Annotated in this window: 15 protein-coding genes; 6 read left to right on the top strand and 9 right to left on the bottom strand. The window is 46.9% G+C overall.

The annotated features are described in order from the left end of the window. A partial coding sequence (locus tag ABWW03_RS19730; protein ID WP_353411374.1) for a transposase occupies positions 1–224 on the bottom strand: 224 nt, incomplete at its 3' end. 124 nt (positions 225–348) lie between these two features. Here ABWW03_RS19730 and ABWW03_RS19725 point away from each other — a divergent pair. Beyond that, the gene (locus tag ABWW03_RS19725) at positions 349–768 is read left to right on the top strand and encodes a hypothetical protein (RefSeq protein ID WP_353411372.1); all 420 of its coding nucleotides are present in this window, start codon (positions 349–351) and stop codon (positions 766–768) included. Positions 769–925: 157 nt separating this feature from the next. Here ABWW03_RS19725 and ABWW03_RS19720 read toward each other — a convergent pair whose 3' ends face one another. The 5 genes from ABWW03_RS19720 to ABWW03_RS19700 all read right to left on the bottom strand — a co-directional run bounded on the left by ABWW03_RS19720 (position 926) and on the right by ABWW03_RS19700 (position 6,702). Further along, positions 926–1,546: a hypothetical protein gene (locus tag ABWW03_RS19720; RefSeq protein ID WP_353411370.1), complete on the bottom strand. Its 621-nt coding sequence runs from the start codon at positions 1,544–1,546 to the stop codon at positions 926–928. Positions 1,547–1,789: 243 nt separating this feature from the next. Continuing rightward, positions 1,790–3,187 (bottom strand): hypothetical protein, encoded by a 1,398-nt coding sequence (locus ABWW03_RS19715; protein WP_353411368.1) that lies wholly within the window; start codon positions 3,185–3,187, stop codon positions 1,790–1,792. A 3-nt stretch (positions 3,188–3,190) separates the two neighbouring features. Continuing rightward, on the bottom strand, positions 3,191–4,126 hold the full coding sequence (locus ABWW03_RS19710) for an ATP-binding protein (protein ID WP_353411366.1): 936 nt from the start codon (positions 4,124–4,126) through the stop codon (positions 3,191–3,193). Positions 4,127–4,129: 3 nt separating this feature from the next. Then, the gene (locus ABWW03_RS19705) at positions 4,130–5,989 is read right to left on the bottom strand and encodes a Mu transposase C-terminal domain-containing protein (RefSeq protein WP_353411364.1); all 1,860 of its coding nucleotides are present in this window, start codon (positions 5,987–5,989) and stop codon (positions 4,130–4,132) included. Between the two features lie 14 nt (positions 5,990–6,003). Continuing rightward, a complete protein-coding gene (locus tag ABWW03_RS19700; RefSeq protein WP_353411362.1) occupies positions 6,004–6,702 on the bottom strand; it encodes a hypothetical protein in 699 nt (232 codons plus the stop codon). 208 nt (positions 6,703–6,910) lie between these two features. Between ABWW03_RS19700 and ABWW03_RS19695 the strand changes: the two genes are divergently transcribed. The 3 genes from ABWW03_RS19695 to ABWW03_RS19685 all read left to right on the top strand — a co-directional run bounded on the left by ABWW03_RS19695 (position 6,911) and on the right by ABWW03_RS19685 (position 11,774). Further along, positions 6,911–7,645, top strand: a complete 735-nt coding sequence (locus ABWW03_RS19695) for a tyrosine-type recombinase/integrase (protein ID WP_353411360.1) — start codon at positions 6,911–6,913, stop codon at positions 7,643–7,645. 145 nt (positions 7,646–7,790) lie between these two features. Continuing rightward, on the top strand, positions 7,791–11,384 hold the full coding sequence (locus ABWW03_RS19690) for a hypothetical protein (protein WP_353411358.1): 3,594 nt from the start codon (positions 7,791–7,793) through the stop codon (positions 11,382–11,384). A 144-nt stretch (positions 11,385–11,528) separates the two neighbouring features. After that, entirely contained in the window at positions 11,529–11,774 is a 246-nt protein-coding gene (locus ABWW03_RS19685; RefSeq protein WP_353411356.1) for an uL30 family ribosomal protein, read from the top strand. A gap of 144 nt (positions 11,775–11,918) precedes the next feature. Here ABWW03_RS19685 and ABWW03_RS19680 read toward each other — a convergent pair whose 3' ends face one another. Together ABWW03_RS19680 and ABWW03_RS19675 are read right to left on the bottom strand one after the other, a co-directional pair. Beyond that, a complete protein-coding gene (locus ABWW03_RS19680) occupies positions 11,919–12,386 on the bottom strand; it encodes a hypothetical protein (RefSeq protein ID WP_353411354.1) in 468 nt (155 codons plus the stop codon). 308 nt (positions 12,387–12,694) lie between these two features. Further along, positions 12,695–13,770 (bottom strand): IS3 family transposase gene (locus ABWW03_RS19675; RefSeq protein ID WP_353411352.1). Its coding sequence is split into 2 segments (ribosomal slippage): positions 12,695–13,521 and positions 13,521–13,770, totalling 1,077 coding nucleotides; the frame shifts between segments, so codons are not numbered across the junction. A 332-nt stretch (positions 13,771–14,102) separates the two neighbouring features. Here ABWW03_RS19675 and ABWW03_RS19670 point away from each other — a divergent pair. Further along, positions 14,103–14,381, top strand: coding sequence for a tyrosine-type recombinase/integrase (locus ABWW03_RS19670; protein WP_353411350.1), 279 nt, complete (start codon positions 14,103–14,105; stop codon positions 14,379–14,381). Between the two features lie 38 nt (positions 14,382–14,419). Here ABWW03_RS19670 and ABWW03_RS19665 read toward each other — a convergent pair whose 3' ends face one another. After that, the gene (locus ABWW03_RS19665; RefSeq protein WP_353411348.1) at positions 14,420–14,899 is read right to left on the bottom strand and encodes a hypothetical protein; all 480 of its coding nucleotides are present in this window, start codon (positions 14,897–14,899) and stop codon (positions 14,420–14,422) included. 978 nt (positions 14,900–15,877) lie between these two features. On the opposite strand from ABWW03_RS19665, the gene ABWW03_RS19660 reads away from it, so the two are divergent. After that, positions 15,878–16,216 carry a hypothetical protein gene (locus ABWW03_RS19660; RefSeq protein ID WP_353411346.1) on the top strand — a complete coding sequence of 113 codons (339 nt, stop codon included), beginning with the start codon at positions 15,878–15,880 and terminating at the stop codon, positions 16,214–16,216. The last annotated feature ends 20 nt before the right edge of the window (positions 16,217–16,236 follow it).

Raw genomic sequence — 16,236 nt, 5'->3', positions numbered from 1 at the left:
AGACTGAGGTCTGCCACCATCCGCTTAAGCCGCTGGTTTTCATCTTCCAGCTGATTCAGGCGACGTAGCTCGGATACTCCAAGCCCACCGTATTTCTTTTTCCAATTGTAAAAAGTCGCCTCTGAAATCCCTATCTTGCGGCAGACTTCAGCGACCCGAGTGCCCGTTTCCGCCTGGCGCAGGGCAAATGCGATCTGTTGCTCTGTGTATTTGGTCTTTTTCATGGCAAATCAGCTCCTTTGGCTACCTGATTTTGCCAGAATTCTCTAGTTTAGACCGCTTCGATTTTCAGGGAGGAGGTCAATACAATCAATCAGCACTGGAAAGAACAAAAGGTTTTTAAAATCCTTGCCTAATGTTTTGAATTCTAAAAAGAATAAAACACTCCGCGTAGCCTCTAAAAATCCGAGCGAAGTAGTGGCTAATATCAAAGGCGGTATCGACTGCACATCAAAGTATGAACCAGAAATGCCCCAGTATATGATGTGTGCAATCATGGTGAACGGACTAAATATAAGTGTCCTAAGCAAAGACGATCAAAACGTATATTTGGGGCGTCCAAAGGCTATTTGGTGGTTTACTTTAACTAACAATCATTACACAAATGATATTTTGAAAGTTAATGGACATGGGATTACCCTTTCATCTCCACAATACGAATGGGAGCAAAGCAGCTATAGGCGTTTTAAAAAGCTAGGGGAATCTTTCTACAAACAACTTGATAAAGAATTGGCTACTAGCAAAGAAAGTGTAGAGATCGCTATATAGTCTTAAGGTTTTGTAGTAGCTCAGGCCTGATGTGACAGCGACCCAATCCTTCCAGATGTCTGTCAGGGTAGGTCCGAGCTATAATTTGCCCCAGAGTGTTTCAAGATAGGAGGAATTAAGCGCTTTTTATTGCGAAATCAACACTACCTAAGCCGGCCTATTGATACTCAAACCTTCCTTTGAAATCGCTTGAGAGGTAGCGGGATTGTTCCACCGCGGGCATTTCGGCAAACTTCTTGGCATTCAACTTCTTTTTAATTCGCTTTTTAATCCATCTAAGGCTATTTTCTTCAGACTTATCTCTTTCTTGCTCTGTCTTATCTGCGGCTCGGGCATCAATCATAGCGCCATCGTACGCTTTTTGAATGAGCCTATCTAAATAATCAACCGTGGTATGTGGCTTTTTATTTTCCCCAAGGTAGCTCACCACATTCATATCGATTCTTGGGCCGTCTTTCAGGTAGAGGTATTTTTTGCTGGTAAAGAGCCTTGAGAGCATGGTTTTGTGTGCATCTTTCTCATAAGCGGAATGCAGGTAGTGGGCGTAGGAGTGTTTACCTTGGAAATTGGTCTTTCTACAGTACATATGGCCTTTATATTTGTTTAGAAAATTGATCATGTCGGCTTTGGAGGGATTGGGTGTACCGAAGGCATTGTTCATTCTAATTTTAAGCGATTTGATTACTTTATTAAGTAACTCATCTCCACCGCTGGTGTTGTAATGGCCGCAAATCGATATGTGTTGGCTGTGCGCAGGCTGATCAATGACATACTTCACAATAGCACGTTCGGTGGTTTCATCTACGCGGCTCTTAGTGTTAGATGTTCAACGACTCATGCTGATAATGTTATCACTTCCCCCTTCCTCTACAAGCTCCTGATATCGGTAGATACATATCATGACATACTTATTACCTTGCAAACTTTGGACATTTATCCGCTGCGCAGACCAGTCAAACTGTCAATAGTGGTAGCTGTATGTGAATTGTTGATCTGACAAAGGGCAGGAAAGCCACAAGGGTTAGTTCAGAAAAAGATGCAGAGACTGCTCAAGGTCGAAGTTACTCAGGCAGGCAGGGGTAATCAGATTAAGTTCATCTTGGCTCACAGAGAGGTCCAGTGGGTAGCGGTAAGCGTTATAAGGCAACGTGAGGAAAGGCAGTGATCTCATGAACTCCTCTTGACGCATGCCTTGTGATTGACCAATTTGCAGCCGGCTAAGGAACGCGCAAAGGTTGACATAGCATGCCCACAAGTCTAGACGATAGATCGTATCCCGAGTGGCATCGGGTAAAAAGCCCTTTGCCTTGTAGTGTGATGTCGAAGCCGCTCTGGCGTTAAATCGTGCCTCTGGGCAGTAGTCATACCATGCCATCGGTGCGGGTGTTGTGGCTTGCAGTGATGGATCATAAAGTGGATTGCCCATCCAATGAGTCCGAACCGTGCGCATTACAGGGCGTACATGGACCAGTTGATCCCACAGTGTCAATGCCAGCGAGAACAGGTTCACGGTATTGAGATCGAGGTTGCTGGGAATACCTGCCATGAGTGCGACCGGCTCGTCACAGTCCTGGTAGAGGGTTGCACGCTTGATAATGACCTCATACATTTCGCGCCTAGCACGTTGGGCGCCATTTGCATTCAAGTCTTCGGGCCTTGTGTAGCAAGACAGATTCTTCGTCCAACGATCCATTGTCCAGAGTGTATAAGGCTCTACGGTAACACCAAGGCGCGCCATCAGTGCCCGATTACCGTCCGATTGAGCGGCCAGAATGGATGGGTAAAATCGGTCACTGATGGGGGTTGGGCCGTGAAAATGGTTGGTGCTGTTATCGTCGCCAGAGTGGTAAATTACACAACATTGCTGGGTCTTCGTCTCTTGACTGATACATTGCTGCAGTAAGTTCAGCGCATTGTTGTCGTCGCGCGGTGAAAATGCTCCTGATCGTATCAACGTTTTCAACGATGAAGGTGTACCGCAAATATCGCACTGCCGGCGCGCAACGATGCCATCCATCGGCCATGGTTGGTGGCAGCCCGGACAATCTGTGAGTAACGGCTTCCCGTGAAGGGGGCAGTGTGTTAACCACGAGAGGTCGTATATATTGGAGTGGAAGATTTGGGTGGCGCACACGGGGCAATTTTTGAGGAGTCGAACAGTAGGGTCGGTAGGTACCTCCTGGTAAGGAATGCCATGTGCCTTACAATAGGCGGCTTCCAGTAAGCCCACTGCTCTTGCCACGGTAAACGGTTTGGCGTTATGAACATTGTCATCCGAGAAACGGGCATACATCGTGCGTAGTTGTTTAGTGAGCTCGGTGGCCTTGACTCCGGGATTAGCGACGTACAGGCGCCGGCAGGCGTTGTGGCGGCTCTCATGGTCGCGCTTCAGGGCAAGCCCGGTATTAACGTAGGCCATCCGTTAGACCACCGACGCAAGAGATGGTGTGAGACCCGAGGCCTCCAGGCTGTGATGGATCATCTGTTCGACCTGCTCGGGGTCCCGACTGTCATAGTTAGGTAGGTAATCCATCAGCAAAATGTTAACGGTGCCGATAAAGTACTGCATACGCCATGAGGTTAGGTTGAGCGGGGTTTTGTATTCGCTGGCGTACATTGCCCACAAGGGTTCGCTCAGCTGTTGTAACCGAAAGCCCTCGCTGTACGCCTTCGGCAACACCTGCTGAGTGATGGCCGGGTGCTTGTCTTCTAGAGTGGTATCATATTGCGTGAGACATTGCAGGACTTCCCGGTGACTGCGAATACCGTAAAAGCGATAGACTTGCTTAAAAAAACGCTCGCGGAGGTAATCGTTTTTTTTCTCCAGCAAAGCTTCAGCCAAGGGCTTAATTTGATCTTCATTGGCGACAAAAAATACCACCAGATTAACCCCCATCAATTGCAGTTTGTTGTACATTTCCGCAAACCCGCTGAGCTGGCGCGCGGTCAGATACTGCGCTTCATCCACCATCAAAATCACGTGCCGCGTATCATTGGTGAGCGAGGCATCCGCCAGATAGTGGAGGACCCAATCAGAGAGCAAATCACAAGTGTCATGGCGACCGACGTTGCGTCCGAGGGCCAAGGCGACATTGGCGAATAGTGAGCGGACGGTGGCGGTATCGCGCTGGGCAATGTCCACCCGATGAAGCGGAACCCGCTGACCGGTGCGCGTTGACAACGTGTTGTCCAAGGCGGATATGGCACGAGTTTTCCCGCTGCGAGCTTCGCCGATGATCAAGCCGCCGGTAAAGCCGCACCAGAGCCACTGGCACAGCCGTTCGTGCAGGGCCTGTATCATCGGTGTGGAGATGTGAAAGCGGTTGGCATCAAAGGGATCTAGGGTGGCGTCGTTCATCACTTACCTCCGTTGTGTGACCATGCTGGGGCGCCAGGCAGGGATACGCGGCCTAGTGCTCGCAGCAGTTTTTCTGGCAGGCGCGGCGGCTGTTGCCGGGGCCTCTGCACCCACATCGGATGTGACCGCGATTGTTTCACGCTCTCGATAAACGCGCACCAGTTCCAGAGATTGCTTGGGGAGTTTTCGGTGTTTGAGCAGGTGATCGAAATATCCCCCTAACGGATCGCGGCTGGTGTAGCCTTCGCGGCGTTTTAAGGCATTGATGTGCTTGCGCGTGGTCAAGCTGTGCGGAAAACGCTGCCAAGACTGCGGTGCATGAATCTCACCTAGACACTCACCCGTGAGGCGATACACTGCCAGGGTGCGGATGTCTCGATGATCAAATTCGATGCGTACCTTATCGCCAGCCAACTGCGAATGCTGGAGTGCCGGACCGCTGTAGCGCACTTTTTCGAAGTTGACGTGGGGTGGACGTCCTTCACTAGCGATTTGTCGGACCGTCACCACTCGGCTGCTGAGAAAAGGGGTTACCGACTCAGGAAAGCTGGGCGGCAGTAACGGCAACAGGCTATGGGCCATTTGGTGCTGCACCAGGTCGAGGGGACTCTGATGCCCCAAGTGGGCGCGGGGACGAATATTGTGCTCGGTCAACACCACACTGATGGCTTCTTCCAGAGTGCGCAGCGATAAGACCGGTGCTTGTTTGCGGTGGCGGTTGGGTTCTTTGTTCGGGTCCACTGGGTGACTGCCCGTGGTAGACGGGAAGCGGTGCACCTGCCAGTTCAACAGGTTAAAGGCTTGCTCGATGACGTTGCGCGTTTTCGGCTGGCCCGGCAAGCCCAAATGCAGGGTTGCGCCCAAGGTGTTACAGAGGTAATCACGCACGCGGGCGGCCAGGTGCGCCAGGGCATTGTCCAGACGAACCACACCAATCGCCGCGCGTTGATACTCGGGTCCAAGTGCTGATGGGTATCCCGCACCTGGCGCGTAATTCAAGCCAGGTGTGGTGAGGACCATCGGTTCCCAGGGCGTATGCAGCTGTGCCAATAGCGCTAACAGATCGTCTTGACTGGGGTGAGTGGTGAGCGATATCACAGAGCCGAGTATGCAGTCGGTCGCGGTATCGCGGGCCAGCAACAGACTGACCCGGGATAGCCGCAAGGGCGCCCAATCACCGTGCAACTCAAGTCCCACGGAACCCGCGGCATCGACCACCTGCTCATCGATCTGAATCTCAGCGTAGGCCAGCGCCATGCGGGAAGGTGAGGCCATCAATGATGGAACGGTTGGCTTTGTCCGGTGCCGCGCTTGGCGCTGTTCCAGCAGGTAGCGGCGTGTGGATTCGTAGGCCAGGGACGACTCCGTGTAGGGGTAGTGGTCGCTGGGCCACTGCGCCTCGCGCAACAAGCGTAAAAACGCCGCGTGAAATGTTTGCGGGCGCAGGTATTGACCGTGGCGCGCGGGCGTAACGGATGACTGGATGAGTGTTTGTAATCCCTTTTCGAGGCCCGGCACCACCGCCAGTAGGTGTTGGAAGGCGGATTGACTGCCCCGAGGCTCGGTGAGTGTTCCCAAGGGCGCGCGCCGCCGATTCACCTGCAGGTGCTCGCCGGGAATCAGGCCGCGAGTTAGTGGTGGTGAGGCCTCGCTGTCACCGGCCAGGCAGCGGCTCAGTAGACGACTGACGACGCTGGGATCGCGATGAAACTGCTGGGCAACCTGCCGCAACGGTTGTCCCGCCAACGCCATACCCACCATCTGTTGGTTGCGCAGATACCCGGCGCGTCGACGAGCGGGCAGGGTGGTCGCATCCAGCAGCGGCCATTGCTTGATGTCGTTAAGCTGCGGTTGTTGCGCCAACCGTTGTCGCCAGGTCAGGTGCATAGCGTCACGGGGGTATCGAGTGTCAAGGGTGTCTGGGACGGGTCGACGCGCAATCGGTGACGGTAAAGCAGCCGGTAGAAGGCCAGCTCCTTGAGGTAATGCTGAGTTCGATTGCCGACGTCCAGAATATCTCCGACCGTGATGTCGGTCAGGGTCTGGCATTGCTGCCACAGCTGGAATTCCTGGGTCTCGGTGGACAGGTGTTGGGTGACCACCAACGCGCGCAGGATCATCAGCCAGTGCTGGGCTTCGGCCTCCCTGGCCAGGAGGGCCTTGTGGCTCTGTACCTCAAAACCCAGGCCGTGTTGCGTAAAAAACGCCGCCAGCGGACGGCGCTGCTCGTCGGGCAGGGTACCGTCCAGTGTCAGGTCGATGACCTGACGTTGGTCGGCGCGCACCACATAGATGCTGGGTGTGTAGGAACAACCATTGACCCTTAAGTTGAAGGGGCGTGGGATGAAGGTGGTGACAGCCGCGTCGCCTTCGAACAGGGCGGCCCTCAGCAGCGCTGGGTAAGAATAAAAGGTGCACAGTTCAGAACACTTGAGGCAGCGTTGCTGGTAGGCGTCTTTCGCGCGCAACTGTGGGAGCGAGGTGGGCTGCTGCGCTGGCACCAGAGAGTTGGTTGAGACGGCGCCCAGGGACGCCAGCGACACGGGGTCCACGAGGGTGTGTGGTACGTGCGCCATAGCCTGCCTCCACGGCTGTTGTCGCGGTCTTCCAGCGTAACAAAAAGCACGCGGGTTTAAAATCAGGTAATTCTGCACCTTTTACCAATAAAACGGTGCACCGGTCGCGGACCGGTTTTTGGCCGTAATTTATTGATCCTAATCATTTGTTTCCAGCAAGGCAGGGGCGCATAATAGCGCCTGTACTGCACCACATCACAAGGACGAAATGGTACAAAAACAGCACAGCGACAGCGGGTTTTCCGCACCCCGTTCCCAGCGACTCTTTCACCCGGTGGAAGCGCCCTCGGTCGCCTTTCCGATTCAGTCCGTACACATCGACTGGGATCGCTTAGTGGCCAAGCGACCCACGGTCTTGGACACCATCGACGCCATGCCGGCCTACTTGCTCAAGCCGGAAATCCTGGTGTTGCTCGATGCGGAAAAACACCCGACCCATCGCCTAATCCTTGATTTAATGTGGACCACCGGCGCCCGGGTCTCGGAAGTGTTGGCGCTCAAGCCAACGTCCTTTATCGACGACGGTTATGACTTCGGCGTGGTCCTCAAAACGCTGAAACAGCGGCCCGGCCGGCCCACGAAAAAGGCGCTGCAGCGCTCACCCAAACGCTATATCCCCATCACCGATCACGCCCTGGAAGACCGTATTCAGAGTTATCTCTACGCGGGACATTTCAAAAAAACGGAGCGGATTTTTCCGATGTGTCGGCAGACGGTGAATCGGCATATTCATTCGCTGGTGGAGAGAGTAGGGGGCGCACCCTTTGCCATTTCAGCTCATACGTTTCGGCACTCGTTTGCCATTCATCTGCTGCTGCATGGGCGACCGCTGAAGTACGTGAGTCAGCTTTTGGGCCACAAGTCGGTGGACAGCACCGAGATTTACACCAATGTGCTCACCGTCGATGGGGCACATTTTTTGGATGGGGTGGATTTTCATTGATGGACTGCTTTCGACCCAAAGCGGACGTTAAAAGCTGATTTGTGGCGTGTATAAAAACCAATCAGCATGCTGTAATTCAAGGTATGAATTTATAGAAGTGATAGATAACCGCAAGAAATTTCCCCAAGATATGTTAGGACGATATATGAAGTTATGGGCCTCTTTTTCGAGTTGGATTAATAAAAATAATCAAGATAATTCCAAGTATATTGATCTCGCTCCTACCAATAAAGCAGATCCATCGGGAATATATTCTGGCGCACTTATTGATGCTACTAAGAACCCAAATGTATTTAATATAGCGATTACTGGGCCGTATGGATCAGGAAAAAGTAGTATTATAAAAACGTTTCTTAGTAGATATAGGAAATATTGGTTTTTTAAAAAACCAGTTCTTCAGATTTCTCTTGCCTCTTTTTTGCCAGAAGCAGAAGTGCCTAGTGAAGCAGTCAGCAAGAAAGACAACGTCAGTAAGCAAGAAATTGAACGAAGTATATTACAGCAGATGCTTTATGGGGCTGATGCCAATAGTCTGCCGCTATCAAGATTTAAACGAATTCAATCACCAAAGTGGTGGGCTGGATTTACCTCGCTTTTCATTTTTCTAGGGCTAGCTGCTTGTTGGTATTTGCTAGAGCAGCGACCAGCAATATTGAACGGGTCCTTTTTTAAACCTCTGGATTTCACAAATTGGTTAAATTTCGGCTGTTTGATTCTTGGGTTCTTATTTATCTGGTACTTGCTGCATAAAATTTACATCAAGAGTTATGGGGTTTCGTTAAAAAGTATATCGCTCAAAAATATAGAAATAACGCCAGAAGCTGCTCGGGAAGAATCAATTCTAAACCGTCATTTAGATGAAATTATATATTTTTTTCAATCTACAAAATATGATTTGATCGTTATTGAAGATTTAGATCGTTTTAACAATCCAGATATCTTTGTAACTTTGCGTGAAATAAATAGCCTCATTAATGCTAATGCTGGGGTCAAGAGACAAATACGTTTCCTTTATGCGCTAAGGGACAATATGTTTAAAAGCACGGAACGAACTAAGTTTTTCGAATTTATTATACCCGTAATACCAATTATAAATAGTTCTAACTCAATCGACAAAATACTTGAACAAGGGGAGCGTCTATCTCTGGATAAACGTCTTGATCGTCAGTTTTTGAGAGAGGTGTCGCGCTATCTTAATGACTTGAGGCTCATCAATAACATCTTTAACGAATATACTGTTTACGTCAAAAGCCTAGAAAAAGATGAAGATAATGTTCTCAATCCCAACAAGCTTCTCGCCATACTGATTTATAAAAACATGTTGCCGAATGATTTTGAAGAGCTTCATAGGGAAAAAGGGAATCTTGCCCAGATACTTAAACAGCATGAGACGCTAATATCTAGTGCGGAAACACGTTACAAATCACAAATATCAGAGCTTGAACAAAAAATCAGCGACGCAGAAAAGCAAGTGCCATCTGACTTGGAAGAACTCCGTAGGATTTATGCTACGGCTTTGATAGATAAGCTTCCAAGGAATTATACAGATATTGAATTCAATAGGCAGCGTTATCCCATACAATCTATTTGGAATATTCAAGACTTTGAAGCGTTATTAGAAGCGCAACAAATCACGTGTCGAACACCTCAAAATCATATGACGAATGTTGATGTTTCTGGCTTACAAGAAGAGGTTAATCCGAGCAGAACTTACCAAGAGCGAAAACAAGAGATAGAAAATAAATCTGACGAATTCAAGGGTAATGCTTCGAAGGCCATTAAAAGATTGCGAGCAAAAATCTCCTCGCTTAGAGTGACAAGATTCAATGAAATTATGCGAACCGATACAATAGGTACGGAAAAGTTGTTTCAGGAATTTGGAGAAAATGAAGAGCTTGTTAAATTTTTGGTTTTGGAAGGATTTCTGGATGATTCTTATTATCAATATACATCTCTATTTCATGCTGGTCGCCTTTCACCAAATGATAATAAGTTTCTAATTCAAATTCGCTCATTTAATAATCCTGAACCAAATTTTCAGATCGACAACCCAAAAGAAGTTATTGCTGCTATGCGTGATGACGACTTTAGGCAACATTTTATTCTCAATACTATCCTTGTTGATTGTCTTTTAAGCCATCCAGGAGAATATACCCAACAAAACGCAAAGCTATTGGAGTTCCTATCTTCAAATTTTGAGGAATGTGATGCTTTTGTCGCATCGTTTTATGAAAGGGGAAAATGTGTTTCCAGTCTCATGTCTAAACTGCTCGAAAAGTGGCCTGGATTTATATCTGAAATTCTACGAAGTTCAAATAGAATAACCCATATCGCAATGCTTATCGCGTATTTACCCGAGGAAAACCTCAAATCTTTACAGTCTAATAATGATGATATGCTTGATTTCATATCAACAAATTTGTCCGAAGTCTTGGCAGTTGGTGTTGATTTCGATCCGAAGCGCCTAAAGCTTCTTTCTTTTGAAACGCAAGAGTTAAAAAGTATCACACCATATCCTGCTGTAGCCAAGATATTAACAGATGAGGGGCTTTACCAAGTTTCTATCTCCAATATCGAGTTTATCTTTAGAGATGTCTTGGGCTTGCCCTCTGCCGACAAGCTGAAAACAAGCCACTATACTACTGTCATGGACTCTGGTAATGAGACTTTAATCAACAAGGTTAATGGTGATTTTGAAAACTATCTAAATAGTGTTCTCTTAGAACTTGAAAGTAATTCCGAAGAAAGCATTTCAACGATCATTGAAGTGCTCAATCAAGACGAGATAGAAAGCGAGTGTCTAGAGAGTTTTCTTGAGAAGCAATCTTTAAGGCTACCTTCTCTAGAAAACATTCCTCTGAGGTTTTATGCGCCAATATTTAGATTGCAAAAAATTAAAGCTTCATGGGCTAATTGCCTAACATTTTTGACCAGTGAGAGCTTTAATTCGGAAATTCTTACGGCATTTTTGGCCGAAGAGGATATTAAAAACGAGCTTTCTTCAACGACTATTTCAGGGGATAAGACTCTATTTCCACTGCGCCAGTTCTTGATCAATAATAATGATATGGAAGATGATGTATACCGAACCTACATCCGAAAAATTCCGACAAAATTTAAGCAATTCCCCGAAAGTCTTGATGATGAAAAACTGCTGATACTTGTGGAAGAAGAGAAAATTTTATTTTCTGAATTAGCATTTACTAATTTGGAAGATTATCGCGACTATCAAGTTTTATTCATTGCAATAAATATTGATGATTACTTTGAGAATAAAGATCAATTTGTCATTAATGATGATTTCCGGGATAAACTTCTAATTTCTGATATAACTGACGCGCAAAAGGTTGAGGTTATTGAAGATATGGATTGGAATTCAATTTCTAAAACTCCGTCACGTGCTTCGATTATTGGACATGTAATTTATCGCACAGAAAAAGATTTTAGTGACTTGAGTGCGGACTCTATTCAAGCAATCATTACTCACTCTGAGCCGATAAATGTACAAATCTCACTTTTCAATAAACTTGGAGTATTTTTATCTAAAGATCAGATTTGGGAAACAATTCATAGCTTGCCTGAACCATTTTCAGAGATAAAACCAGGTTGGCGAAAGCCTAAAATACCCGATACGATAGAAAATCATGAGTTTGTATCATGGTTGAAAAATCGCTCTATTATTTCGTCATGGAAAACTACAACTTTTAATAAAATTCAAATTCATCCGTTTAGAAGTTAACACAATTTCGTGCCGAAGATGGCGATTTATCAATTTGGGGATTCCAGTATATCCAATTGAGTTGGTAGGGTTATAAAGTAGAGGGGAAAGTCAAACGAAAATGCGCGCTTTTGGCTGTTTGATGTCGAAGGTATTTTCTGTTAAATGCGTGAGATTAAAGAAATGACAAACCCAAGACGATTATTAGCACAAGAGGTCAGAAGTACAAATGGTTGTACTATGGATCAGAAGTCTTGTGTACGTGGTTTAGGACTAAGAAAAATCCGGCATACTGTAAGCAGCGCCATATTTTCTTGTAATGTGTTGGGCAGTAGGCCCCCCTTTCTGGAGGCGAAAAGAGGGGAGGAGGGTTTTAGCTTCTCTCCTTTTCCAAGTCTCAAGTTCAGATAATGAACTTGAGACTCACGAAGATTCTGATCAACCATGTGGAAGTCCCGTGACTTCCCTTTATGTTGCTTAACTGGTGGGTAGAAATTCTCTGGGTTAACGTCAGCGCCAGATTTGGCTAGAGCTTCAATTTGCTGAACAGCTTTGTCAAAACTCAATATCAAAGCGGATTGTTTTGCGTTGGCACTGGCTTTTAGAGCGTTTCATAGCATCAGCACCCTTGATATAGGCTGCAGGCAGGCTCATCACTCCAAACAATTTGAACTCGGTGCTCGAAGGGTTAAGCTTGGCAACTTCCTTCAACTGCAGGAGGGCGATCTCTTGGGGACGAAGCCCCAGCTTAAAGCTGACCTGCATGATGGCCGTGTTCTTTTCTGGGTGACGGTGGTCTTGGATCACCTGAAAGAGGTGGCTTTGTTGTTCCCGTTTAGGGACGCGAGCTTGACCAGGCTTGGGCATTAATGACCTCCGAATAAGGGTACAATATAACCCGCAACAATGTTGTTTTAGCGGATTATTGATGTTTTGCGACTTATACACTGAGGTTGCTGGCTGTTTTTTTGAACGCAATATACTTGCATCTATGGCAAGCCATCTGGACTTTATTCGGCTCATAAATCTCCTTTACTTGAGCCGATCAGTGCAGCTATAGAGCTCAGGCATAACTCACTTCTTGGGTATATTGAAAGGCTGCCAGTTAAGATCAATTTCTAAAGTATCGTTATGGCCTGGAGCCACCTTAGTTACGAATCCGTTTTGGACGACTAATGTGAGCTCATAATCTTTCTGATATAAACCAAAGTTCCCTGATAGAAGGTCCGAAAAGTAAAAGGCGTTTTCGTCGTTGGTTAAGCGACTTCCTTTTCTCAAAACCTGACCTTTCCCCAGAGTTAGAACCACTTCCAGGATGAGAATTTCATAAGTTACGCGGCTTTTCCTGCAAACTCAACTGGTGGTATGTAGCCCAGTGAACTGTGCGGCCGAACATTGTTGTAATACTTGCGCCACTGGTCAATTTCGAAGCGAGCCTCATCTAAGCTTCTGAACCAATGCTGGTTCAGACATTCGTTTCTGAACTTACCGTTGAGACTTTCAACAAAGGCATTCTGTGTGGGCTTGCCAGGCTGTATAAATCCAAGCGAGATCCCTGTTTCTTTACTCCAGAAAAACATCGCTTTACTCGTAAATTCTGTCCCGTTGTCACAAATGATCTTTCTGGGTTTTCCGCGTTCCTCACATAGCTGTTCAAGAAATCGAGCGACCTGACGCCCGCTGATCGAGACAGAAACCAATTGCCCAACCATTTCGCGGGAGTAATCATCCACTACGTTCAATACCCTGAATCGGCGCCCGCCACTGAGCTGGTCAGACACAAAATCCATTGACCAACGTTGATTGATCTCCAATGGCACCTCCATTGGTTGTCTTGGTCGGTGCAGCTTTTTACGTTTCTTAGTGCGTACCTGAAGCCTTTCTTCAGTATATATCCTGTAGGTTCGCCTCCTGTTCACAACCAAGCCTTCAGCTTTGAGAAGACCATGAAGCAATAAGTAGCCGTGTGCCGACTGCTTTGCTGCTAACTCTTTTAGGCGAGCGCGGAGCTCATCGTCATTGGCAGGTTTTGCTTGGTATCGATAAGCTGTACGACTTATGCCCGCAAGCTTGCATGCCTTCCGCTCACTGACCTTGTGAGTGGCAAGCATGTACTTGACTGCTTGTTTACGGCAGGCGGGCTTTACCACTTTTTTGACAGAACATCCTTCATCGCTTCAACCTCAAGAAGCTTGTCAGCCAACAGCCTCTTCAGCTTATTATTTTCCGCCTCTAACTCTCGCAGTCTCTTAGCCTCATTAACCTCTAAGCCTGCGTACTTACTGCGCCAGTTGTAGAATGTACCACTGGATATGCCCAAATTACGGCATATGTCGTCAACTTTAGCCCCAGCCTCATGCTCTTTGATGGCCTTGATAATCTGTTCTTCGGTGTAACGCTTTTTCATAGTGAGATCTCCATCCCCTTAGGTTAATTGGAAATCTCATCGAGGTCATGGTTTTAATTCAAGGGGAAAGGTCAAACCCGACCGCCAGGGAATACTCGAAATAACGATAGCGTGCGCTCTAAATCCTTGGTCTGCCAGCCATCTTTTGGAAGATTATCTGGAAGCTGGTCGAAAGTTGGATCGAATTGAAACTCGTCATACATGCCCATGATACTGTACCGCCTAGCTTTATGGTTTACCTCAAGCGGTACCGGAAATATCGGGGACTGAGTAGTTTGCCGCTAGATGGTGAAAATCACCCGATCGTTGAAAAGCTCCGCGGCCAAGGAGGTATGACCGCTCGCCAATTATCCAGGTTGGTGCAGGAGGTTTTTGATAACGCGCACGAAGCGATGAAGAAGCAACAAGGAGAAGAAAGAGCCAGGAAACTTAAAGAAGCTACGACACACTGGTTACGTCATACGGGAGCAAGCTTAGAAATAGAACGTGGCCGCGCATTGAAAGACCTGTCAGAAGACCTTGGGCATTCCAGCATGGCGACTACAGATACGGTATATGTGCAGTCTGAAGATCGAAAACGTGCTGAAAGCGGCAAAAAGAGGCGGGTTTAATTTCTTAAAATCACGCCCCCCTAAATTGAAGTTACTCGCTAATTTTTGAGCGCCAAATTCAACGCCTGCCAAATGATCTTGGCATCATCCAACGCTCTATGAACCGTATATTCATCCGCTTTTTCTAACTGGCTCTTAATAGCAAGAAAGGTTTCTAAGCGATCATCTAAATCCATAAGCAGTTCCTTAATATCGAGAATTTCAAATCGTTGGTGGATACTGCTATCGGTAAAAAGAACATTGCACCAGAACCCATCCCACTGGACAGAATCGCAATAGACCAGCTGCCCAGAGAGCTTGTTGTTCAAGGAGTGCGCTACATGTGCTGGGTTAGCTCCATGAGATTCTAATTGAGATTTGGAAAGCGTATGAACAGCTTCAGCTTCGTCCGACCAGTATTGCCAATGGGGCATTGGCTTTATTAAAGCTTGGTACTCATCTGATCCATTCGTGAGGCCAACCTCTATGGGATAGCTCTGTTTAGATAGGCCACTGGCTTCAAAGTCGATGATCCACATACTACAACACTAAGATTTGGAGACTTCAGCTCAGTATATCGATCAGGTATATGGAGGCAATTCGAGGCAGGAAAGAAAAGCGACAAAATCCATCCAGCTTAAACAACTTGTCTGATACAAGGATTCGACTTACTATGCTGAGTGTCACCAATGAAGGCATTCCCGAAGGGCGTTGGTTGAATTTCTCACTCAACTGACAATAAAAAAGCCGCTTTTAGCGGCTTTTTTATTTACTTTAATCTAGGGCAACCTTGTATCAACCATAAGTCTGACTTCTCATCACTATTTTCCGGATCCATGCGAATACCAATCGTTGAACGGGTACATGGGGCGATAGACTCGCTTTCACAATCAATAATCCACATGTAAAGCTGCATAATTTGGCAGATAACCCTTTAAAATCAAAAGGTTACTTTCAAACTTTAGAATAAATAAGGAAATATGGGTAGATAGCCTAAGCTGTTCGCACCGATTATACCATAGTTCACAAACAATTATCTTAAGGCTGATTGGTCCGGCGCCGCTTATTGCCTCTATGTCCAACGATAGGCCTGTTAGGCGATCTTTGGATGAATGTTATAGGGAAACGCTGAATCGTTTAGAAAACAAAACTGAATACTCTGGTTAATCATACATCAAGAGCAGGTCAAATCTTATGTTTATCGTCGGACGCCCGCATGCATGCTTTGTGTGGAAATTGCTTGTTTTTTGTGGAAAAGGTGCAGACTTTGTGTGGGCGTCCAAATACAGACTTGACAATCCCTCGAGATACTTCGTATTGCGTATAATGTATATTATGTTAAATTGTATATTATGGGCTAACACACCCTTAAACGTTATACCAGAACAAGTTGTTACCGCCACTTCCCCTAGGCGGTTTTTAGAACTAAATAGTCTAAGCCGAAAATCGGCATGTCGCTTGTTTCCACTCGCGTCACCCTGGGAATTCCCCCTGGGCATCGTGTATGGAGACACACAATGATCAAAGATACCCAAACCCTATGTTGTTGGTTCAGCATTCAGAACCTGTGCGACCTATTAGGAGTTACTGCGACCACGGCCAAGCGTTATCAGAACGGGAAAGGCAAACCACGACCCGGTGAAATTACGCTGCTACAGCTGATATACGACGGCAAGATCATGCCGGAAAGCTGGCCATCTGGAATGAAGTTTCGCGGGAATTTACTAACAACACCAAACGAGCTGGAATCGCTTACCTGGAAAGAGATAGATACTTATCGATGGGTGCTCGGTCAATGGCATTGGAGCAATCAAAAGCTGATCGAACTGGAACGCAAGCTTTCGATGGCTTATTGAAAATACGATCATGGTAAAAA

The sequence above is a fragment of the Pseudoteredinibacter isoporae genome (assembly GCF_040372805.1).
Taxonomy (GTDB): domain Bacteria; phylum Pseudomonadota; class Gammaproteobacteria; order Pseudomonadales; family Cellvibrionaceae; genus Pseudoteredinibacter; species Pseudoteredinibacter isoporae_A.
The sequence above is the reverse complement of the archived record's forward strand: the minus strand, read 5'-3'. Positions and strand labels throughout refer to the sequence as shown.

Bases quoted from the DNA above. Each gene is read 5' to 3' on its own strand.
- ABWW03_RS19715 (WP_353411368.1), bottom strand. From the start codon at position 3,187: ATGGCCTACGTTAATACCGGGCTTGCCCTGAAGCGCGACCATGAGAGC.
- ABWW03_RS19710 (WP_353411366.1), bottom strand. From the start codon at position 4,126: ATGAACGACGCCACCCTAGATCCCTTTGATGCCAACCGCTTTCACATC.
- ABWW03_RS19700 (WP_353411362.1), bottom strand. From the start codon at position 6,702: ATGGCGCACGTACCACACACCCTCGTGGACCCCGTGTCGCTGGCGTCC.
- ABWW03_RS19695 (WP_353411360.1), top strand. From the start codon at position 6,911: ATGGTACAAAAACAGCACAGCGACAGCGGGTTTTCCGCACCCCGTTCC.
- ABWW03_RS19690 (WP_353411358.1), top strand. From the start codon at position 7,791: ATGAAGTTATGGGCCTCTTTTTCGAGTTGGATTAATAAAAATAATCAA.
- ABWW03_RS19685 (WP_353411356.1), top strand. From the start codon at position 11,529: ATGCGTGAGATTAAAGAAATGACAAACCCAAGACGATTATTAGCACAA.
- ABWW03_RS19680 (WP_353411354.1), bottom strand. From the start codon at position 12,386: ATGAGCCGAATAAAGTCCAGATGGCTTGCCATAGATGCAAGTATATTG.
- ABWW03_RS19670 (WP_353411350.1), top strand. From the start codon at position 14,103: ATGACCGCTCGCCAATTATCCAGGTTGGTGCAGGAGGTTTTTGATAAC.
- ABWW03_RS19665 (WP_353411348.1), bottom strand. From the start codon at position 14,899: ATGTGGATCATCGACTTTGAAGCCAGTGGCCTATCTAAACAGAGCTAT.
- ABWW03_RS19660 (WP_353411346.1), top strand. From the start codon at position 15,878: ATGATCAAAGATACCCAAACCCTATGTTGTTGGTTCAGCATTCAGAAC.